Here is a 19,566-nt window from a genome sequence, read left to right as displayed (position 1 = left end):
TCGGGGCAGCCCCGTCCCACGAACTGCGACCGCGGCTGCGGCTGACGAGGCGTCAGGCGAGCAGCGACAGCGTCTGGTTCAGCGTCTTCGACGGACGCATGACCGCCTCGGACTTCGCGGCGTCCGGCTGGTAGTAGCCGCCGATGTCGGCCGGGGAGCCCTGCACCGCGACGAGCTCGGCGACGATGGTCTCCTCCTGCTCGGCGAGCGCCTTGGCGACCGGGCCGAAGGCCTCCGCCAGCTGTGTGTCCGACGTCTGCTGGGCCAGCTCCTGCGCCCAGTACAGAGCGAGGTAGAAGTGGCTGCCGCGGTTGTCGATGCCGCCGAGCTTGCGGCTCGGGGACTTGTCCTCGTTGAGGAAGGTGCCCGTGGCGCGGTCCAGGGTGTCGGCGAGGACCTGGGCCCGCGCGTTGCCCGTGGTGGTGGCGAGGTGCTCGAAGGAGACGGCCAGTGCCAGGAACTCGCCGAGCGAGTCCCAGCGGAGGTAGTTCTCCTTGACGAGCTGCTGGACGTGCTTCGGGGCCGAGCCGCCGGCGCCCGTCTCGAAGAGGCCGCCGCCGTTCATCAGCGGCACCACGGAGAGCATCTTGGCGCTGGTGCCCAGCTCAAGGATCGGGAAGAGGTCCGTGAGGTAGTCGCGGAGCACGTTGCCGGTCACCGAGATGGTGTCCTCGCCGCGGCGGATGCGCTCAAGGGAGTAGGCGATGGCCTTCTCCGGCGCCATGATCTCGATGGTCAGGCCGTCCGTGTCGTGGTCGGCGAGGTACTTCTCGACCTTGGTGACGAGCTGCGCGTCGTGGGCGCGGGTCTCGTCCAGCCAGAAGATCGCCGGGACGCCGGTGGCGCGGGCGCGGGTGACGGCCAGCTTGACCCAGTCCTGGATCGGGAGGTCCTTCGTCTGGCACATCCGGAAGATGTCGCCGGCGCCGACGGCCTGCTCCAGGACGGCGTTGCCCGCGGCGTCGACGACGCGCACGGTGCCGCCCGCCGGGATCTCGAAGGTCTTGTCGTGGCTGCCGTACTCCTCGGCCTTCTGCGCCATCAGACCGACGTTCGGGACGGAGCCCATGGTCGCCGGGTCGAAGGCGCCGTGGGCGCGGCAGTCGTCGATGACGACCTGGTAGATGCCCGCGTACGAGGAGTCCGGGAGGACCGCGAGGGTGTCGGCCTCGTTGCCGTCCGGGCCCCACATGTGGCCGGAGGTGCGGATCATGGCCGGCATGGAGGCGTCGACGATGACGTCGGACGGCACGTGCAGGTTGCTGATGCCCTTGTCGGAGTCGACCATCGCGAGGGCCGGGCCCTCGGCGAGCTCGGCGTCGAAGGATGCCTTGATCTCCTCGCCGAAGTGCGGGAGGGACTCCAGACCCTTGTAGATGCCGCCGAGGCCGTCGTTCGGGGTGAGGCCGGCCGCGATGAGCGCCTCGCCGTACTTCGCGAAGGTCTTCGGGAAGAAGGCGCGGACGGCGTGGCCGAAGATGATCGGGTCGGAGACCTTCATCATCGTGGCCTTGAGGTGTACGGAGAACAGCACGCCCTCGGACTTGGCGCGGGCCAGCTGTGCGGTGAAGAACTCGCGCAGCGCGGCGACGCGCATGACCGAGGCGTCGACGACCTCGCCCGCGAGGACGGGGACCGACTCGCGCAGGACGGTGGTGACGCCGTCGTCGCCGACCAGCTCGATGCGGAGCGAGCCCTCTTCGGCGATCACGGCGGACTTCTCGGTGGAGCGGAAGTCGTCGGCGCCCATGGTGGCGACGTTCGTCTTCGAGTCCGCGGTCCACTTGCCCATGCGGTGGGGGTGGGCCTTGGCGTAGTTCTTGACCGAGGCGGGGGCGCGGCGGTCGGAGTTGCCCTCGCGCAGGACCGGGTTGACGGCGCTGCCCTTGACCTTGTCGTACCGGGCGCGGACGTCCTTGTCCTCGTCGGTCCGCGGGTCGTCCGGGTAGTCCGGGAGGGCGTAGCCCTGCTCCTGCAGTTCCGCGATCGCGGCCTTCAGCTGCGGGATCGAGGCCGAGATGTTGGGCAGCTTGATGATGTTGGCGCCGGGCGTCTTGGCCAGCGCGCCGAGCTCGGCGAGCGCGTCATCGATACGCTGCTCCTCCTTGAGGCGCTCGGGGAAGCTCGCGATGATGCGGCCCGCCAGGGAGATGTCACGGCGCTCCACCGTGACACCGGCCGTGGAGGCGTAGGCCTTCACGACGGGCAGGAACGAATACGTCGCGAGGGCCGGGGCCTCGTCGGTGTGCGTATAGATGATGGTCGAGTCAGTCACCGGGTACTCCGCTCCACGTCTGCAACATTGCTTGACGTCAAGATATCTCGTGGAGGGGGTGGGCGGGGAGCGGGGGCGGGCAGCGGGGTGCGGGGCGGTCGATGTGCCTGCGTACGGGCACGGGGGCGGCCCCTCGGAGCCGACGTCGGCGCCCTGCGCGAACGCCGTCGCCGACCGGACCGCGCTCCGGCGGTCAGGCTCCCGGTTCGCGGCCCGGGAGGCCCTGGACCGAGGCGATGCGGCCGTCCTCGGCGGGCGCGGTCGCGTCGGAGTCCGCGTCGGGCGCCGAGCCGTCGGCACGGGACACCGGGTCCCATGTGACGGGCGCGTAGTCCACCTCGCGCCATGCCGCACGTGGCGGGCCGCTCGCCGTGGAGGCGCCCCAGATGCGGACCGGCCCCGTCTCCGTGCCGTCGTAGGGCCCCCAGCCCGGATCTCCGGTGGCCGCGAAGTCCGCCCAGGCACGGAGGAGCCGGGCGGACAGCTCGTCGTCGGCGCGGGTGGGCGGACCGCCCACGAGGAACTCCAGACGCGGGTCCCGGTGGGTGCCGAAGGCGAAGGGGACGTCGGCGCAGTGCCAGGCGCGTACCTGGGGACGGCCCGCGGCGTCGCTGCGGGTGCGGGCGAAGCGGGCGAGGTGGGTGCGGCCCCCGGCGCGGGTGTGGGCGTCGGCTACGCGGTTGCTGTACTCGGCGAACGACAGGTCGCCGAGGAGGGCGAGGTAGACGTCGAGGACAGGGGCGTCCGGGAGTCGGGATCGGTAGGCGTCGACGAGGGCGTCCGGAAGGCGGAAAGCGGCCTGGAACGCGGAGAGTTCGGCCTCGGTGGTGACTTTCGCGCAGCCGTCGACGGCGTCCATCAGCCAGAATTCCTCGGTGGTGTGGCAGACCAGCAGGTCGACCTCCGCGGCGGCGGGCGAGGCCAGGGCCGCCAAGGGGTCGGCGGGCAGTACCGCACCGTCGGCGACCGGCCCGTACAGGACGGGGTCGTAGTGCGGGGCGCCGGAGCCGGGGTCCCTGCGGAGGGACTCGACGACCGCGTCCGAGGCGGCGACCAGGTCCTGCGGAGAGGCGGCGAGCAGCCCTTCGACGGTGGCGGGGACACCCGCGGCGGCGGCGATCCGCCGGGTGTACTCGCTCGCCGTGGCGGGCGAGAAGCACGGCCCCACGGCGCTGTGCGCGACGGCTCGCCCAAGGAGCCCGCGCGCCTCGTCCATCAGCATCAGGCAGGTCGCGGAGGTGGCCCCGGCGGACTGGCCGGCGACGGTGACGCGCTGCGGGTCGCCGCCGAAGGACGCGATGTTGTCGCGGACCCAGCGCAGGGCGGCAGCCTGGTCGAGGAGGCCGCGGTTGTCCGGGTGCGCGGGTCCTCCCGCGGGGACGTGCCCGAAGCCTTCGAAACCGAGCCGGTAGTTGACCGTGACCACCACCAGCCCGGCGCGGGCCAGTGCCGTGCCGTCGAAGTCGGGCTGTGCGGAGGAGCCGAAGGTGTAGGCGCCGCCGTGGATCCAGACGAGGACGGGGAGCGCCCCCTGCTGCCGCCCGTCCTGGGAGCCCCTCTCCGCGGCCCATACGTTGAGGGTCAGTACGTCCTCGTCGCCGGGCGACCAGGAGGGCGCGCCGGGCAGCTCCGCCGACTGCGGGCAGACGGGCCCGAAGGCGGTGCAGTCCCGCACGCCGTCCCAGGGCTCGGGCGGCTGCGGCGGCCGGAAGCGGTGGAAGCCGAACGGAGGAGCGGCGTACGGGATCCCGAGGAAGGCGCGCATACCGGGGGCGGGGCGCAGCCCGCGTATCCGACCGGTGCGCACGACGGCCTCGGGCGGCGCGGGGGCGAAGGTTTCCGAGGGCCCCGCGGCCACGGCACGGGCGCGCGTGCGGGGCGCGGCCTCGGCGGGCGCGAGGGCGATGGTCGGCGCGAGGGCGATGGTCGGGGCGGCGGTCGCGGCGGGGGCGGCGGTCGCGGCACAGGCGGCTGGCGCGGGGACGCCGGTCGCGGCACGGACACCCGCATCCGGCACGACGTCCACCGACGCGGGGGAGGCGGTCGCGGAGAGGGTGACGGTCGCCGCACGGACACCCGCGCCCGGCACGGCCTCGGCCGACGCGCGGACGACGGTCGCCGCACAGGCACCCGCATCCGGCACGGCGTCCACCGACGCGGGGGAGGCGGACGCGGAGAGGGGCACGGTCGCCGCACGGACACGCGCGTGCGGCGCGGCGGGAGTGGCGGTTGCGGAGGGCCCTGCGGCCACGGCGCGAAGGCGCGCCTTCGGCGTCGCTTCGGGCGTGGCGGAGGTGACGGCGTAGGGACGGGTGTTCCGTGTCCTGGCGGCGGGGTCGGCGTCGGGGCGGATGTTCCGTGTCCAGCGCCGCTCGCCGTTCTGCCACTCCCCCGATGGCGTCAGACCCGCCGCCCCGGCGACGGCCGCCGACGCGTGGTGGTCGGGATGGATGTGGGCGCGCACCTCGGAGATGCCGGGACGGGCGGCCAGCCATTCCACCAGCCCGCGCGCGGCCTCCGCTGCGAGGCCGCGTCCCTGCCAGGGCGTCCCGAGCACCCAGGAGACCTCCGCGTGCCCGTCCGCGATCGTCGCTTGCACCGTGCCCGTCAGCCGCTCCTCGTCGCGCAGCCCGACCACCCAGTTGAGCCAGCCCACGGACGGATCCGGTGTGCCGCGCACCACGCGTTCGTAGCGTGCGCGCAGGGCGTCGACGGAGAGCGGTTCGCCGCCGATGAAGGCGTGCAGGGCGGGGTCGGCGAGGACCCCGCTCATCTCGGCGGCGTGCTCGACGGCGAGCGGGAGGAGGTCGAGCCGGTCGGTCCTGATGACCTCGGGGCGCGGCACGTCGGGCGGTTGGGGCATGTCGAAGGGGCTCCGTACGTCGAGGCGGGGTGCGGCCACCGTAGCCCCAAGAGCGGCTACCCTCCACTGAGTTGATCACCCCGGCACTTCGCGCACTCGGAGACCTCATGACGGAACAGAGCGAACTCGTCCATCTGCGCCGCTGCGTACAGCTCGCGTCGGAGGCCCTGGCGGCGGGCCACCAACCGTTCGGATCGGTGCTCGTCGGCGGCGACGGCACGGTGCTCGCCGAGGACCACAACCGGGTCGGCGGCGGTGACGCCACGCAGCACCCCGAGTTCGCGCTCGCCCGCTGGGCCGCCGCGCACCTGACGCCCGAGGAGCGGCGGGCCGCGACCGTCTACACGTCCAGCGAGCACTGCACCATGTGTGCCGCCGCCCACGGCTGGGTCGGGCTCGGCCGCATCTCGTACGCCAGCTCCTCCGAGCAGCTGATGGGGTGGCTGGGCGAGTGGGGCGCGGAGAAGCCGCCCGTGACGATTCTCTCCGTACGGGAGGTGGCGCCGGGCATCGTGGTGGAGGGGCCGGCGCCGGAGCTGGAGGAGGAGATCCGGGGGTTGTTCCGCAGGATGCTGCGCGGGGCGTAGGGTCCGGCCCCGACACGCCCGGCCGCCGCTGTCCCGGCCCGCAGGGGCCGCGGTCACGGCCCGTGCGACCGCACCGTCCCGACCGGCAGGCGGTGCCCGCGACCCCGCCCCGCCCCACGGTCACCGCGCGTGCGCCTCAGCGTCCGGGGCCCCGCCGCTCCCGTACCACCGTGTCCGGTCCGGGCGACATCACCGTCTCGTGCCCGTCCTCGAACCGCACCCGGTACGGCGGCGCCCCGTGGGGACCCAGTACCTCGACGATCAGTACCACGCGGTCCCGCCGGCCGACGATCCGGCCGTGCGTCAGCAGTTGGTCGCCCACGTTCGCTCGCATCGCGACTGAACCTCCAAGGTCGCCCAAGGCCCTTTCGGTCGACCCAAGTCTAGGACTCCAGAAGGGAGTTGGCCCCCGTCGTGACGCCCTTCCTCAGCTTCGGGCGCGCTGGGTGACCGCGATGCACACCAGTACCGCCACCGCCGCCACCGGGGCCGCCACCGGCAGCACCTCGCCCAGCAGGAACACCGACCACACCAGCGTCAACAGAGGCTGCGCCAACTGGAGTTGACTGGCCCGCGCCACTCCGATCGCCGCCATCCCCCGGTACCAGACCAACAGCCCCAGGAACTGAGAGCCCACCGCCACCCACAGCAGCCCGACGACCCCGTGGACCGTCCACCGCACCGGTTCGAAGGTCAGCCCCACGGCCGCCGCAGGGACGGTCACCGGGAGGCACATGACGAGCGCCCACCCGATGACCTGCCAGCCCGGCATCTCGCGGGCCAGCCGGCCGCCCTCGGTGTATCCGGCCGCACACACCACCAGCGCACCGAACAGACAGAGGTCGGCCGCCGAGAGGACGCCGCCGCTCTGCTGCACCGTGAAACCGATGACGACCGCCGCCCCGGCGAGCGCGGCGGCCCAGAAGGCGCGCGAGGGCCGGTTTCCCGTACGTACGGCGGAGAAGACGGCGGTGGTCAGCGGCAGCAGTCCCACCACCACGGCCGAGTGGGCGGTGGTGGACGTCTGGAGGGCGAGCGTGGTCAGCATGGGGAAGCCGAGGACGACGCCGAGCCCGACGACCGCCAGTGCACCCCGGTGCCGCCGGTCCGGCACCGGCACCCGCAGGGCCAGCAGCGCACCGCCCGCGACGAGCGCGGCGAGCACGCTCCGCACGGCGACCAGGGACCACGGCCCGAACCCTTCGAGCCCCCACGCGGTCGCCGGGAAGGTGAGGGAGAAGCAGACGATGCCGAGCGCGGCGAGCAGGGTGCCTTCGCGGGTCCGGGAAGCGCCGCCCACCGGTACCGGATCGCTCGGTGGAGTTTCCCCACCTGTTGTCGAACCTTCAACCGCTATCGAGGGCGAGCCAGTAGCGCTATTCTTTGCTGTCATGCACGAGCGTAGCAGCGTCTCCGAACTGGCAGAAGCCCTTCGCGCGGACCTTCACCGCTACTCCCCCGGTGGAAAGCTGCCGTCGAGCCGCGCACTGGTCGAGCGGTACCGCGTCAGCCCCGTCACCGTCTCCCGGGCGCTGGCCAAGCTCGCCGCCGAGGGGCTGGTGGTGACCAGGCCCGGGGCGGGCGCCTTCCGGGCGGAGCCCCGTACGCCCGCCCCGGCGCCCGGTGACACGTCCTGGCAGGAGGTGTCCCTGAGCGCCGACGGGGCGACCGATCTCGTCCCGCGCCACGTCGACGCGTCCGGCCTGCTGGCCACGCTGACCGCGCCGGCCGCCGGAGTCGTCGAGTTCAACGGCGGTTACCTGCACGCCTCGCTCCAGCCGGAGCGGGCGATGGCCGCCGCCCTGGCCCGTGCGGGCAGGCGGCCCGGGGTGTGGGGGCGACCGCCCACCGACGGCATTCCCGAGCTGCGCGAATGGTTCGCCCGGGGCATCGGCGGGGCGATCACCGCCGCCGACGTGCTGATCGCCTCGGGCGGGCAGAGCGCGCTGACGACCACCCTGCGCGCACTCGCGCCGCCCGGCGCCCCGGTGCTGGTCGAGTCGCCGACGTACCCCGGCATGCTCGCCATCGCCCGCGCCGCGGGGCTGCGGCCGGTACCCGTGCCCGTGGACCGGCACGGGGTGCGCCCGGAACTCCTCGAAGCCGCCTTCCGGGCGACCGGCGCCCGCGCCTTCGTGTGCCAGCCGCTCTTCCAGAACCCCACCGGCGCGGTCCTCTCCGCCGAACGCCGCCCCGAAGTGCTGCGGATCTCCCGCGCGGCCGGGGCCTTCGTCGTCGAGGACGACTTCGTGCGCCGCCTCGCCCACGAGGACGCGGGCCCGTTGCCGCGCCCGCTGGCCGCCGACGACCACGACGGGGTCGTCGTCCACGTCGGCTCGCTCACCAAAGCGACCTCGCCCAGCTTCCGCGTCTGCGCGCTGGCCGCGCGCGGCCCGGTGCTCGAACGCCTTCGCGCCATCCAGGTCGTCGAGAACTTCTTCGTCCCGCGTCCCCTCCAGGAGGCCGCCACCGAGCTGGTCGGATCGGTGGCCTGGTCGCGTCATCTCCGCACGGTGGCAGCCGAGTTGAGGCTGCGCCGCGACACCGCGACGGCGGCCCTGCGCCTGCACCTCCCTCAACTGGCCCTCCCCCACGTCCCGTCCGGCGGCTACCACCTGTGGCTCCGGCTGCCCGACGGCACGGACGAGACCGCCGTGGTCGCCGCCGCGCTGCGCGCCGGGGTCGCCGTCGCCCCCGGCCGCCCCTACTTCAGCGCGGAGCCCTCCGCCGGGCACCTGCGCCTCAGCTTCGCCGCGGTGGCGAGCGCCGCGGAGATCACCGAAGGGGTACGGAGGCTGCGCACCGCCGTCGACGGGCCGGCCGGATGAGCCGCGCACTCACCGCAGGCGTACGTCCACCCCGTGGTCGCGGAGCACGTCGAGCGCTGAGTCGAAGTACGCCACCAGGTGGGTGCGGGCGGTCGCGGAGTCCGGCCAGTCGAGCGTGAACGGGGTGGTGGCGCCGAAACCACCGCGCAGGCAGTCGTTGAGGGCGTCCAGATCCGCTCCGAAATAGCCGCCGGGGCCGTTCACCGCCTCGCCGAGCGCGAGGAAGAGGGCGGACCGGTCGGTGATGTACCGCCCGGCGAGGGTGTGGACGGCGCCCGCGGGGGTGTCCGGGGCGACCTCCGTCCGGGAGAAGTACTGCTCCCGGACGGCGACGAGCCAGCGGCGACGCCCGTCGGCGTCGAGGGGGGCCCAGGCGCTGGAGCGGGTGAGGGTGCGGAGGTCGGGGACGTCGGAGGCGTGGGCGCCGGGGAGGTGGGGAGGATGGTCGCTCATGGGGGAATTGTGCGGGCGGTGGCCGCAGGCGGCGAGGTGGGCGGGGGCGTAGGCGTGGGCGTCTGCGGGGGCAGAGATGAGGCGGTGCGGTGGGTGTGGGGTGGGCAGCGGTGGCGCGGGGCGGGAAGGATGGGGTGAGGAACGCACGTGGGGCGCGTCGGGTGGGCGGGCACCGCTCCGGTGGGGGCACGCCCCCCTTGCCCGCCCTCCCCCCAGGCACTCGGTTCCGCCCGTGCAGGGACGTGCCCCCGCGCCCCCGAGGGCACCTCCGCCCAAGGGAGCTACCGGGAGGGCGTGCCGCCCGCGGGGAGAACGGACGTCAGGGCGTGCCCCGGCGCGCACGGCGGCTGAAGTGAGGACGCCCCGGCTCGCATGGGCTGGAAGGGGGCGGCCGCGGCGCACACGGGTGCTGAGAGGCGGCGGTCCCGGCTCGTACCGAAGCCGAGGTGAGGACGGCTCCGGCGCGCGCGGAGGTGGAGAAGGGGCGGGCGGGCGGGTTGGTCCGGGGGCTAGCGGTAGTGGTCCTGGACCACGCGTTGCATCGCGCCGATGCGGTCCTCCCGCATCTCGCGTCCCGCGAAGAACACGTGTCCCCCCACCTCCGGGTGCGACTTGGCCAGCGTCAGATGGCGCGACAGTTCCGCCGGGTCCTGCCACGCCTTGCCCTGCGCCGGGTTCCCCGCCTTGTAGAGCGCCTCCCCCACGTAGAGGTCGACCGGGGTCCCCCGTACCGTGCCCGACCACCAGCGCACCAGCTCCGCGTAGTCCGCGGCCTCGAACCCCACGTTCCAGTACAGCTGCGGGCAGACGTAGTCCAGCCACCCCTCCCGCACCCACCTCCGCGTGTCCGCGTACAGGTCGTCGTACGTGCCGACGCCCGCCCGGGTCCGCGATCCCTCCGGATCCGCCGACTCGTTGCGCCACACGCCGAACGGGCTGATGCCGAAGCGCACCCCGGGCCGCACCTGCCGGATCCGCTCGCTCGTCTCGCGTACGAGCAGGTCCGTGTTGTGACGGCGCCAGTCCCCCAGCGTGGCGAATCCCGCGCCGTACGCCGCGTGGGCCGCGGAGTCGTCGAAGGTCTCGCCCTTCACCGGGTACGGGTAGAAGTAGTCGTCCCAGTGGAGGGCGTCCACCTCGTAGCGCCGCACCGCGTCGAGCATCGCGTCCTGCACGAAGCGGCGGACCTCGGGCAGTCCGGGGTTGTAGTAGAGCTTGCCGCCGTACGGGAGCACCCATCCCGGGTTCGCCCGAGCCGGATGGGACGGCGAGAGCCGGGTGGGGTCTGTGTGATTCGCCACCCGGTAGGGATTGCACCAGGCGTGCAGTTCCAGGCCCCGCCGGTGGGCCTCCTCCACCGCTGTGCCGAGGGGGTCCCAGCCGGGATGCCGGCCCTGTTGGCCGGTGAGGCATTCGGCCCAGGGTTCGTACGGGGAGGGCCACAGCGCGTCGGCGGTCGGGCGCACCTGGAGGATCACCGCGTTCAGCTTCCGCCGCACCGCCGTGTCCAGGTGAACCAGCAGCTCAGCGCGTTGTTCGGCGGCCGTGAGGCCCTTGCGGGACGGCCAGTCCCGGTTGGCCACGGTGGCCAGCCAGACCCCCCGCAGGTCACCCTTCGCGGATCGGCGCGGATCCGCCGCCGAGGAGCTCGTCAGGGCCAGTGCGGACAGCGCTCCGAGTGCGCCCGCCAGAATCTGCCTTCGTGCGACATGTCCCACAAAAAAGCTCCTCGCCGTGCCGGTTCCGCTGCTCGTTCCCGCACAGCATGCCCGCCCCACCGCCTCACCGCCGCTCGGACGCGGAGTAACGTCAGGGGTTCGGGGCGGGCCGACGGAGACACCGGGGGGCCCGCCGAGCCGTAGAGCGTGAACGTAGAGCGAAAGGCACGATGTGACCGACATCGAACGCGTCGGAGTAGTGGGCTGCGGCCAGATGGGCGCCGGTATCGCGGAGGTGTGCGCCCGCAGCGGCCTTGAGGTCAAGGTCGCCGAGACCACCGGCGAGGCCCTGGAGATCGGCCGCACGCGCCTCTACAACTCCCTCTCGAAGGCCGCCGAACGCGGCAAGATCACCGAGGAGGAGCGCGACGCGACGCTGGAGCGCCTGAGCTTCACCACCGACCTCGGCGAGTTCGCCGACCGCGACCTCGTCATCGAGGCCGTGGTGGAGAACGAGCAGGTCAAGACGGAGATCTTCCAGGTTCTGGACCAGGTGGTGACCCGCCCGGACGCGATCCTGGCCTCCAACACCTCCTCCATCCCGCTGGTGAAGCTGGCCGTCGCCACGTCCCGCCCGGACGCCGTCATCGGCATCCACTTCTTCAACCCGGCCCCCGTGCAGAAGCTCGTCGAGCTGATCCCGGCCCTCACCACCTCCGAGGGCACCATCAGCAGGGCGCACGCCATGGTGGAGAAGATCCTCGGCAAGCACGCGATCCGCGCCCAGGACCGGTCGGGCTTCGTGGTGAACGCGCTGCTCATCCCGTACCTGCTCTCCGCGATCCGGATGTTCGAGTCGGGCATCGCGTCCCGCGAGGACATCGACAACGGCATGGAGCTGGGCTGCGCGCACCCGATGGGCCCGCTGAAGCTCGCCGACCTCATCGGCCTGGACACGGTCGCGTCCGTGGCGGACTCCATGTACATGGAGTTCAAGGAGCCGCTGTACGCCGCTCCGCCGCTGCTCCAGCGGATGGTGGACGCCGGTCGGCTCGGCCGCAAGACGGGCTCGGGCTTCTACCCGTACGGCTGACGTGCCGCGCGCCCGGACAGTGCGCCGCCCCTGACCGGTCCGCTCCTGACAGAGCGTCACCCGTGCCCCCGCCCACGCCTGATTCACACGGTGTGTGCGGGGGCGCGCGCGGTGTGCGAGGCGTGCTCGCATATGCCCGGAACACACGCTCCCGCTGGGCCCGCAAAGAGAGTTGACTCACCGTCACGAGATGCAGAGACGACTCTCCCGAAGGAGCGGACATCGTGACCACCGACCCCGAGCAGAGCGTGGTCGTAGAGGAACTCGCGGAGGTCCGCCGCCGCCTCGACGTGGGGCTGGCCCACATCGAGGGACGGCTGGCCGTACAGACGCTGCGGGACGACCAGAACGACAAGGACCTCGCCGATCTGATCGTCCGCGTCAGCGCCCTTGAACACTCCCGCTGGCCGTTGCCGGCGGTGGCGGCGCTCACCGCGATCGGCGCACTCGCCGTCACCGTGTGGCAGGCCCTCGGGCATTGACGCGACGCCTGCGCCGCACGCCGCGCGCGAAGTACGGCGCGCTCGACGGACAGCGCCCACGGCCTACGGCAGTCGCGGCTCAGGAGCGCCGCAACTCCTGCTGGCCCAGCCGCAGGTGATACAGCATCAGCAGCCCGGCCGCCATGTTGGCGGCCGGGACCTCGCCCCGGGCGATCATGTCGGGGATCAGCTTCAGCGGTACCCACTCACGGCGCGAGGACTCGAAGTCGTCCTCGGGGTAGCCGGTGTACGTCGCGCCTTCCGCCCAGTAGAGGTGGTGGCGGGCGTCGGTGAGGCCGTTGGACGGCTCGACGGTGAGGAGATGACGCAGCGGCCCCGGCCGCCACCCCGTCTCCTCCTCCATCTCGCGTGCCGCCGCGGCTTCGACGTCCTCGCCGTCCTCGACGACGCCCGCGGCCAGTTCCCAGCCCCAGCTGTCGGTGATGAAGCGGTGGCGCCAGAGCATCAGCACCTCGTTCTCCTCGTTGACCGCGGTCGCCACGGCGACCGCGCGCAGACGGATGAGGAAGTGGTCCAGATGACGGCCGTTGGGGAGTTCGACGTCCGCGAGATTCACCCGGAACCACGGGTTCTCATACACAGTTTGTTCGTTTAGGTTCGTCCACTGCACGGTTCTGCCACCTTCCGGCAATTGGATGCACGTAGATGGCAACATCGCAGGAGGGGCACGCCGGGGGAACCAGCGGTCGTCCGGTCGGACGCGGGATGCTACAGCGGAATCCGCAGCGCCCCGTCGATCATTTCGGCCGCCTCGTCGGCCTGGGCGCAGCCGCTGGCCGCGAGATGTTCGCGGACGGCCCGCAACCGGTCTCTCAGCCGGTGGGACTCCATGCCCCGCGCCTGCTCGGCCATCTCGACCGCGGTGGCAACGGCCAGATCGGCCTCCCCCTGCCTCAGCTCGACATGGGTGAGGATGGCGAGCCGGTGCACCCGGCCGCGGTCGTGTGCGCGGGTGTCGACAGCCGTCGCCGCGTGCTCCCGCGCGGCCGGCAGATCACCCATGCTGAGCAGCGCCTCCGCCACCTGCACGTTGACCAGCCCCGGTTGCACGTAGCCGGTCTCGTCGGGCTCGCGGCCGGGGCGGATGCGGTCGGCGGCCTTCTCGGCCCGCCTGATGCAGGCCAGCGCGCTCGTCCCGTCGCCGAGATGGGCGTACGACTTGGCCTGCATCGCGTACAGGTCGGCGGCCAGCGCGGGGCTGATCTCGCGTCCGGCCGTGCGCAGGGCGGCCTCCGCGAAGGCGACGGCCTGCCGGTACTCCCGCATGAACAGCGACTGGTTGACGAGCAGCGCGATGACGTACGCGCCGAGCCCCCGGTCGCAACTGGCCTTCGCCAGACGCAGGGCCTGGTGGAAGTAGCGTTGGGCGAGCCCCTGGGCGTCCGAGTCGTAGGCGCAGATCCCCGCGATGGCCACCAACCCTCCCGTCGCCCGGTGGAGTTGACGGCCGGTCGCGTCGTTGTAGCCGCCGCGCAGCAGGGGCGCGGTCTCGGAGTTGAGGAAGCCGACGATGCGCGAACGGGTCGCGATGCCGCCGGCCTTGCGGTACATCTGCTCGTAGTGCGCCCTGGCCCCTTTGAGGGTCTCGATGTCCGAGAGGTTCACATGGGTCGGCCCGGACCGGGACACGTCGCTGTCCTCGGGCGGGTTCTCCCACTCCCAGACCGGCATCACGGCGGGCGTCCCGGTGACGGCGGGAGCGCTGATGACGTGCGGGCGCTGCTGTTCGTCCGAGCGCCACAGCGCGGTGGCCCGCTCCACGAACCCGGACAGGGTGGAGCTGCTGGAACTGCTGCTGGGAGAGATCAACTCTCCCTGGATTCCGCTCAGCCCGATGTCGACCAGCGCGACCTGGCGGTGCAGCCGTGCGCTGAGCACCTCACAGATCAGGTCGGGTGCCTGGCCGCGCGGGCGCTGTCCCTTGAGCCACCGGCGGACCGCCGTGTGGTCGTAGCGCAGCGCCAACCCGCGTTTCCTCCCCGCCAGGTTGACGTGCGCGGCCAGTCCGGCCTGGGAGATCCCCGCCTCGTCCAGCAGGGCGTCGAGGAGTGCATTGGGCTGCATGAGAGCGCCTCCGGCTGACTCGGTCCCGACCAGCGTAGTACGGGGCGATTCACACGGGGGGTGAACGGAACGCCCGCATCCACCCCCTTCACCCACTCCCCTCGCGCCCCGCGAGTCGGTTGACTGAACTGCCTCGCAAGAGGCGGCCGGGCCGCCGGCTCCCCCCTCCCTCAGTGCGGCGGCCCGTTCCCACCCCCGCCCGCCCCGCCCCGGCTGCCCGGCATCCCCGGGCGGGGCGGGCGGCAGCCGCGTCCCGCACCCCGCCGCGCCCGGCGGACGAACCTACCGCCGGGACGGTTCGGGGCACGGCCGCCGGGCGGCGACGGCCTGCTCGCCGGGCTGTACGGGCATCCGCAGCCGGTCGTTGCGCAGCACCACCAGGGCCACATCGTCGCGCACCCGTCCCCCGGCGTGCCGCAGCAGCTCCCGCTGCACTCCCTCGACGACCGCGGCGGGCGACGCGGGACGCGCCGCGGCGGTCCGGCCGAGTACTTCCCGCAGCGGGAAGAACTCCCCGTGCGCGTTCCGGGCGTCCTCGGCCCCGTCCGTGTGCAGGACGAGCAGTTCGCCCGGCAGCAGCCTCATGCAGCGGCGGGCGGGCAGTTCGACCGGGAGCGGGAAGGGCCCGAGCGGCGGCAGCGGCTCCCCTCCGGCCACCTGCTCCGCCGTCCCGCTCAGCCGGTGGGGCCACGGATGACCGCAGTTGAGGGCCAGCACCTCGCCGTCCTGCCGGATCTCCAGCAGCAGCACGGTGACGAACTCCTCGGCCGACGGGGTGTCCGGGCCGGCCCCGCCGGACGCCGGGTGCTCGTCGCGGGCCCGCTCCCTCAGGTTCCGCTGCAGAGCGCGCTCCAGCCTCCGCAGCACGCCGCCGAGTTCGCTTTCGTCGTGTGCGGCCTCACGGAAGCTGCCGAGCAGGGCGGCCACCACTGCGATCGCGGGCAGGCCGTGCCCCCGCACGTCGCCGATCACCACCCGTACCCCGTCCTCCGTCGCCACGGCCTCGTACAGGTCGCCGCCGACGGACGCGCCCCGGCTGGCCGACAACTGTCCTGCGGCCAGGGCGAGTCCGTCGAGCCGGGCGGGCAACGGGCGCAGCAGCACCTCCTGGGCGGCGCGCGCGACCTCCTTGGCCCGGCGCAGCTCCCGCAGCAGCCCGCTCCGCAGCCACCCGGCCAGCACGAGGACGGCCAGCAGGAATCCCGTGCAGGTGGCGAGGCCCGGAACGACGCCCGCGTCCGACAGCGGGCAGGCCAGCTCCCAGCAGGTGACGAGGACGAGCCAGAGTCCGAGGAGCACGGCGACGACGGAGCGCGGTAAGCGGCGGGCGCGGCCCCCCGCCCTGCGCGGTGGGCCCGCCTTCAACGTGTTCATCGCGGACGGCCCCCTCGGAGCGCTCTGCGGCGGTGCGGCCGGTCGGCCGGAACGATTGTGTCCACCGTTCGTGCCGCTATGCGTACATCGCCCGCACAACTCACCCGAATGAGTGAGGGGCACACCCGTGTCCCGGATGTGCCCCTCTGTCACGCGTGCAACGACCGTGACACCGCGCGGAGTTACGCCCCGCGCAGTACCGCGCCCACGTGCTCGGCGGCGCGTGCCACCGCCGCGTCGCGGGCCGCCGTGGCCTCCTCGACGGTCAGCGTGCGGTCGGCTGCGCGGAAGCGCAGCGCGTACGCCAGGGACTTCTTGCCCGCGCCGAGCTGCTCGCCCTCGAAGACGTCGAACAGCCGGATGCCCTCCAGCAGTTCACCGGCCCCCTCGCGCAGCAGGTCCTCGACGGCCGCGGACGTCACGTCCGTGTCGACGACCAGCGCCACGTCCTGGGTGGCGACCGGGAAGGTGGAGATCCGGGGCGCGCGCAGCGCCCCCCGGCCGGCCTTCTCCAGGACGTCCAGGTCGAGTTCCATCGCGCAGGTGCGCTCCGGGAGGTGCATCGCCTTCACGACGCGCGGGTGCAGTTCACCGGCGTACCCGATGATCTGCTCCTCGCCGTCGACGACGACGGACAGCGCGGCGCAACGGCCCGGGTGCCAGGGCGCGTTGACGGCACGGCCCACGCGCAGGTCGGCGCCGGCCTCACGGGCCAGCCCGCGGGCGGCCTCGACCGCGTCGGCCCAGGTCGCCGGACGGCCCCTGCCCCACCAGCCGGCCTGCTCGCGGGCGCCCGCGAGGACGACGGCGGCGTGCCGGGGCTGGGCGGGCAGCGAGGCGTTCAGCCCCGCGATCTCCTCCTGCGTGGGGCGGCGGTCGACGGGAAGGCGTACCGCCTTGTGCTCCTGGCCGGTCGGCCGGAAGACCAGGCCCGTCTCGAACAGCGCCAGGTCGTGCGCGCCACGCCCGTCGTTGCGGCGCAGCGCCCCCAGGAGGCCGGGCAGCAGCGTCGTGCGCAGCGCGGGCTCCGTGTCGGCGAGCGGGTTGACCAGCTTGACCGTACGGCGGCGGGCGTCGTCGGCGTCGAGCTGGAGCTGGTCGAAGACGGCGTCGCCGACGAACGGGTAGTTCAGCGCCTCGACGTATCCTGCGCCGGCCAGCGAGCGGCCGACGCGGCGGTGCAGCCGCTGGCGCTCGGTGAGCCCGCGCCCGGACGGCGGGGTCGGCAGCGTGGAGGGCAGGTTCTCGTAGCCCTCCAGCCGGATGACCTCTTCGGCCAGGTCGTTGGGGAACGCCAGGTCGGGCCGCCAGGACGGCACGGTGACGACGAGTTCGTCGGAACCGTAGACGTCGCAGCCGACCTCCTGGAGGCGGCGCACCACGGTCTCGCGGCCGTAGGCGACGCCCGCCACGCGGTCCGGGTGGTCCGCCTTCATGGAGATGGAGCGGGGCGCGGAGGGCGCGATGACCTCGGTGACCCCGGCCTCGGCGGTGCCGCCGGCGAGCAGTACGAGCAGGTCGACGCACCGCTGGGCGGCGGCCGGGCCGGCCTGCGGGTCCACGCCGCGCTCGAAGCGCCTGGACGCCTCGGAGGTCAGCTTGTGACGGCGCGAGGCGCGGGCCACGGTCAGCGCGTCGAAGTGCGCGGCCTCGATGACGAGGTCGGTCGTCCCGGTCGCCTCACCGGTCTGCGCGTCCGTCCGTACGTCGGCGACCTCGGTGTTCGCGCCGCCCATGACGCCCGCCAGGCCGATCGGCCCGCGGTCGTCGGTGATGACCAGGTCCTCGGCGTCGAGCACCCGCTTGGCGCCGTCGAGCGTCGTGAACTTCTCGCCCGGTTCGGCGCGGCGGACGCCGATGGCGCCCTGGACGCGGGAGCGGTCGTACGCGTGCAGGGGCTGGCCCAGCTCCAGCATCACGTAGTTGGTGACGTCCACGGCGAGCGAGATCGGACGCATGCCGGCCTTCTGCAGGCGGCGCTGCATCCAGATCGGCGAGCGGGCCTCGGGGGCGACACCGGTCACGGTGCGCACGGTGAAGCGGTCGCAGCCCTGCGGGTCGCTGATCTTCACCGGGTAGCCGTACGAGTTCGGTGCGGGCACGTCGAGCAGCGCGGGGTCGCGCAGCGGCAGTCCGTACGCGGTGGCGGCCTCGCGGGCGATGCCGCGCAGGGACAGCGCGTAGCCGCGGTCGGGGGTGACGGCGATGTCGAGGACCTCGTCCACCAGCTCCAGCAGCTCGATGGCGTCCGTGCCCGGCTCGTACTCGGGCGGCAGCACGATGATGCCGCCGGTCCCGTCGTCGCCCATGCCCAGCTCGTCGCCGGAGCAGATCATGCCGTGCGAGGTCCTGCCGTACGTCTTGCGCGCGGCGATCGCGAAGTCGCCGGGCAGCACCGCACCGGGGAGGACCACGACGACCTTGTCGCCGACGGCGAAGTTGCGGGCGCCGCAGACGATCTCCTGCGGCTCGCCCGTGCCGTTCGCCTGGCCCACATTCACCGTGCAGAAGCGGATGGGCTTCTTGAAGCCCTCCAACTCCTCGATGGTGAGGACCTGGCCGACGACCAGGGGGCCCTTGAGGCCGGCGCCGGTCTGCTCGACCGTCTCGACCTCCAGACCGGCGGACACGAGCTTGGCCTGTACGTCACGGCCGGTCTCGGTGGCGGGGAGATCGACGTACTCCCGCAGCCAGGAAAGCGGGACCCGCATCAGATCTCCATCCCGAAGGGCCGAGTGAAACGCACGTCACCCTCGACCATGTCTCGCATGTCTTCCACGTTGTGCCGGAACATCAGCATCCGCTCGATGCCGAAGCCGAAGGCGAAGCCGCTGTACTTCTGGGGGTCGACGCCGCAGGCCACGAGGACCTTCGGGTTGACCATGCCGCAGCCGCCGAGCTCGATCCAGCCCTCGCTGCCGCAGGTGCGGCAGGGACGGTCCGGGTTGCCGACGGACTCGCCGCGGCACACGTAGCAGACCATGTCCATCTCGGCGGACGGCTCGGTGAAGGGGAAGTAGTTGGGGCGCAGCCGGGTCTTCATGCCCTCCCCGAAGAGCGCCTGGACCATGTGGTCGAGGGTGCCCTTGAGGTCGGCCATGGTGAGGCCCTCGTCGACGGCCAGCAGCTCGATCTGGTGGAAGACCGGGGTGTGCGTGGCGTCGAGCTCGTCGGTGCGGTAGACGCGGCCGGGGCACACGACGTACACGGGCGGCTCGCGGCGCTCCAGGAGCGCGCGGGCCTGCACGGGCGAGGTGTGCGTACGCAGCACGACACCGGACTCGTCGGACGTCGCGCCGGCGGCGTCCTGGACGAAGAAGGTGTCCTGCATCTGCCGGGCCGGGTGGTCCGGCACGAAGTTCAGGGCGTCGAAGTTGAACCACTCGGCCTCTGCCTCGGGGCCCTCCGCGACCTCGTAGCCCATCGCCACGAAGACGTCGGCGACGCGCTCCATGAAGGTGGTCAGCGGGTGCCGGGCGCCTGCCGGGGTGCGGTCGTACGGCAGGGTGACGTCCACCGCCTCCTCGACCAGCACGCGCTCGTCGCGCTCGGCCTCCAGCACCGCCAGCCGGGCCGCGAGGGCCTTGTTGACGGCACCGCGTGCCATGCCGACGCGCTTGCCCGCCTCGGCCTTGGCCTGGGGCGGGAGCGCGCCGATCTCGCGGTTGGCGAGGGACAGCGGCGAGGTGGGACCGGTGTGCGCGGTCTTGGCGTGCGTCAGCGCGTCGAGGTCGGCGGCGGACTCGAAGGCGGCGAGCGCCTCGTCCCGCATGCGCTCGATCTCTTCGGGTTTCAGCGCCTCGACCTCGACAGGGTCGTACGACTTATTGGGTGCGGACATCTCTTCCCGTACTTCCGATGGCTGGTG

General features: G+C 73.0%; 15 protein-coding genes. 4 read left to right on the top strand and 11 right to left on the bottom strand.

What is annotated here, in order from left to right; genetic code table 11:
- Window positions 1–52: 52 nt before the first annotated feature.
- Together ACQPZG_RS28055 and ACQPZG_RS28050 are read right to left on the bottom strand one after the other, a co-directional pair.
- Window positions 53–2,275: an NADP-dependent isocitrate dehydrogenase gene (locus tag ACQPZG_RS28055; RefSeq protein WP_433548485.1), complete on the bottom strand. Its 2,223-nt coding sequence runs from the start codon at window positions 2,273–2,275 to the stop codon at window positions 53–55.
- A 193-nt stretch (window positions 2,276–2,468) separates the two neighbouring features.
- Complete coding sequence (locus tag ACQPZG_RS28050; RefSeq protein ID WP_433548484.1) at window positions 2,469–5,138, bottom strand: GNAT family N-acetyltransferase; 2,670 nt, start codon at window positions 5,136–5,138, stop codon at window positions 2,469–2,471.
- Between the two features lie 107 nt (window positions 5,139–5,245).
- Here ACQPZG_RS28050 and ACQPZG_RS28045 point away from each other — a divergent pair, with 107 nt between their 5' ends.
- A complete protein-coding gene (locus ACQPZG_RS28045) occupies window positions 5,246–5,725 on the top strand; it encodes a nucleoside deaminase (protein WP_433548483.1) in 480 nt (159 codons plus the stop codon).
- A gap of 136 nt (window positions 5,726–5,861) precedes the next feature.
- On the opposite strand, the gene ACQPZG_RS28040 is transcribed toward ACQPZG_RS28045, so the two are convergent.
- The gene (locus ACQPZG_RS28040) at window positions 5,862–6,059 is read right to left on the bottom strand and encodes a DUF1918 domain-containing protein (RefSeq protein ID WP_433548482.1); all 198 of its coding nucleotides are present in this window, start codon (window positions 6,057–6,059) and stop codon (window positions 5,862–5,864) included.
- 93 nt (window positions 6,060–6,152) lie between these two features.
- Window positions 6,153–7,118 (bottom strand): DMT family transporter, encoded by a 966-nt coding sequence (locus ACQPZG_RS28035; protein WP_433548481.1) that lies wholly within the window; start codon window positions 7,116–7,118, stop codon window positions 6,153–6,155.
- Here ACQPZG_RS28035 and ACQPZG_RS28030 point away from each other — a divergent pair.
- Window positions 7,117–8,553, top strand: coding sequence for a PLP-dependent aminotransferase family protein (locus tag ACQPZG_RS28030; protein WP_433548480.1), 1,437 nt, complete (start codon window positions 7,117–7,119; stop codon window positions 8,551–8,553). The two genes, ACQPZG_RS28035 and ACQPZG_RS28030, sit on opposite strands and share 2 nt — an antisense overlap.
- A 9-nt stretch (window positions 8,554–8,562) precedes the next feature.
- Here the strand turns inward: ACQPZG_RS28030 and ACQPZG_RS28025 are convergent, their stop codons facing one another.
- Window positions 8,563–9,006: a barstar family protein gene (locus tag ACQPZG_RS28025; RefSeq protein ID WP_433548479.1), complete on the bottom strand. Its 444-nt coding sequence runs from the start codon at window positions 9,004–9,006 to the stop codon at window positions 8,563–8,565.
- 509 nt (window positions 9,007–9,515) lie between these two features.
- Entirely contained in the window at window positions 9,516–10,724 is a 1,209-nt protein-coding gene (locus ACQPZG_RS28020) for a glycoside hydrolase family 10 protein (RefSeq protein ID WP_433548478.1), read from the bottom strand.
- Between the two features lie 172 nt (window positions 10,725–10,896).
- Between ACQPZG_RS28020 and ACQPZG_RS28015 the strand changes: the two genes are divergently transcribed.
- Both ACQPZG_RS28015 and ACQPZG_RS28010 read left to right on the top strand, forming a co-directional pair.
- The gene (locus ACQPZG_RS28015; RefSeq protein ID WP_433548477.1) at window positions 10,897–11,757 is read left to right on the top strand and encodes a 3-hydroxybutyryl-CoA dehydrogenase; all 861 of its coding nucleotides are present in this window, start codon (window positions 10,897–10,899) and stop codon (window positions 11,755–11,757) included.
- A gap of 224 nt (window positions 11,758–11,981) precedes the next feature.
- A complete protein-coding gene (locus ACQPZG_RS28010) occupies window positions 11,982–12,239 on the top strand; it encodes a hypothetical protein (RefSeq protein WP_433548476.1) in 258 nt (85 codons plus the stop codon).
- A gap of 79 nt (window positions 12,240–12,318) precedes the next feature.
- Here the strand turns inward: ACQPZG_RS28010 and ACQPZG_RS28005 are convergent, their stop codons facing one another.
- The 5 genes from ACQPZG_RS28005 to pheS form a co-directional block, all read right to left on the bottom strand.
- Window positions 12,319–12,870, bottom strand: a complete 552-nt coding sequence (locus ACQPZG_RS28005) for an NUDIX hydrolase (RefSeq protein ID WP_433548475.1) — start codon at window positions 12,868–12,870, stop codon at window positions 12,319–12,321.
- A 98-nt stretch (window positions 12,871–12,968) separates the two neighbouring features.
- Window positions 12,969–14,324: a transcriptional regulator gene (locus tag ACQPZG_RS28000; protein ID WP_433548474.1), complete on the bottom strand. Its 1,356-nt coding sequence runs from the start codon at window positions 14,322–14,324 to the stop codon at window positions 12,969–12,971.
- 282 nt (window positions 14,325–14,606) lie between these two features.
- Complete coding sequence (locus tag ACQPZG_RS27995) at window positions 14,607–15,698, bottom strand: PP2C family protein-serine/threonine phosphatase (RefSeq protein ID WP_433548473.1); 1,092 nt, start codon at window positions 15,696–15,698, stop codon at window positions 14,607–14,609.
- A 182-nt stretch (window positions 15,699–15,880) separates the two neighbouring features.
- Window positions 15,881–18,409: a phenylalanine--tRNA ligase subunit beta gene (pheT, locus tag ACQPZG_RS27990; protein WP_433548472.1), complete on the bottom strand. Its 2,529-nt coding sequence runs from the start codon at window positions 18,407–18,409 to the stop codon at window positions 15,881–15,883.
- Window positions 18,409–19,539, bottom strand: a complete 1,131-nt coding sequence (gene pheS, locus ACQPZG_RS27985; RefSeq protein WP_433548471.1) for a phenylalanine--tRNA ligase subunit alpha — start codon at window positions 19,537–19,539, stop codon at window positions 18,409–18,411. Before pheS ends, pheT begins: the two co-directional genes overlap by 1 nt.
- Window positions 19,540–19,566: the final 27 nt, after the last annotated feature.

This window comes from Streptomyces sp. CA-294286, from assembly GCF_050947155.1.
Classification (GTDB): domain Bacteria; phylum Actinomycetota; class Actinomycetes; order Streptomycetales; family Streptomycetaceae; genus Streptomyces.
The sequence above is the reverse complement of the archived record's forward strand: the minus strand, read 5'-3'. Positions and strand labels throughout refer to the sequence as shown.

Excerpts from the sequence above, each read along its gene's own strand:
- ACQPZG_RS28030 (WP_433548480.1), top strand. The coding sequence starts at position 7,117 with ATGCACGAGCGTAGCAGCGTCTCCGAACTGGCAGAAGCCCTTCGCGCG.
- ACQPZG_RS28025 (WP_433548479.1), bottom strand. The coding sequence starts at position 9,006 with ATGAGCGACCATCCTCCCCACCTCCCCGGCGCCCACGCCTCCGACGTC.
- ACQPZG_RS28035 (WP_433548481.1), bottom strand. The coding sequence starts at position 7,118 with ATGACAGCAAAGAATAGCGCTACTGGCTCGCCCTCGATAGCGGTTGAA.
- pheT (WP_433548472.1), bottom strand. The coding sequence starts at position 18,409 with ATGCGGGTCCCGCTTTCCTGGCTGCGGGAGTACGTCGATCTCCCCGCC.
- ACQPZG_RS28045 (WP_433548483.1), top strand. The coding sequence starts at position 5,246 with ATGACGGAACAGAGCGAACTCGTCCATCTGCGCCGCTGCGTACAGCTC.
- pheS (WP_433548471.1), bottom strand. The coding sequence starts at position 19,539 with ATGTCCGCACCCAATAAGTCGTACGACCCTGTCGAGGTCGAGGCGCTG.
- ACQPZG_RS28000 (WP_433548474.1), bottom strand. The coding sequence starts at position 14,324 with ATGCAGCCCAATGCACTCCTCGACGCCCTGCTGGACGAGGCGGGGATC.
- ACQPZG_RS27995 (WP_433548473.1), bottom strand. The coding sequence starts at position 15,698 with ATGAACACGTTGAAGGCGGGCCCACCGCGCAGGGCGGGGGGCCGCGCC.
- ACQPZG_RS28040 (WP_433548482.1), bottom strand. The coding sequence starts at position 6,059 with ATGCGAGCGAACGTGGGCGACCAACTGCTGACGCACGGCCGGATCGTC.
- ACQPZG_RS28050 (WP_433548484.1), bottom strand. The coding sequence starts at position 5,138 with ATGCCCCAACCGCCCGACGTGCCGCGCCCCGAGGTCATCAGGACCGAC.